Here is a 511-nt window from a genome sequence, read left to right on the forward strand (position 1 = left end):
GCAAGGCCGAGGTGGCCTACATGCGGGCGGCAAACCAGCTCGCCGAGAAGGCCGTCAATGTCCGCTCGCAAGCACGGTCCGCCTATGAGGCCTACCGCGCGAACTACGACATCGCGCGGCACTACCGCAACGCCGTCGTGCCGCTGCGCACCAAGGTCGAAGAGGAATCCCTGCTGACCTACAACGGCATGATCACCAACACCTTCGAGCTGCTGACCGACACCCGCGACAAAATCAACGNGAATCCCTGCTGACCTACAACGGCATGATCACCAACACCTTCGAGCTGCTGACCGACACCCGCGACAAAATCAACGCCACCCTGCTTTCCGTCAATGCGAAGCGCGACTTCTGGCTCGCCGAAGCCAACCTCGCGCCGGCGATCTACGGCGGCGGCGCGACGAACGCATCGGCAGAGACCGAGGTCGCCGCTGCTTCCGAAAGCAGCGGCGGCGGCGGCCATTGAGAAAGGAACTCACCATGTTCAACAGACGACAACTGTTCGGTGCGA

Annotated in this window: 1 pseudogene; it reads left to right on the forward strand. The window is 62.5% G+C overall.

The window, feature by feature from the left end:
* Window positions 1-466, forward strand: a pseudogene (locus tag BN1800_RS39970) (hypothetical protein); the annotation flags it as partial.
* Between the last annotated feature and the right edge of the window lie 45 nt (window positions 467-511).

This window comes from Rhizobium sullae (assembly GCF_900169785.1).
Classification (GTDB): Bacteria; Pseudomonadota; Alphaproteobacteria; order Rhizobiales; family Rhizobiaceae; genus Rhizobium; species Rhizobium sullae.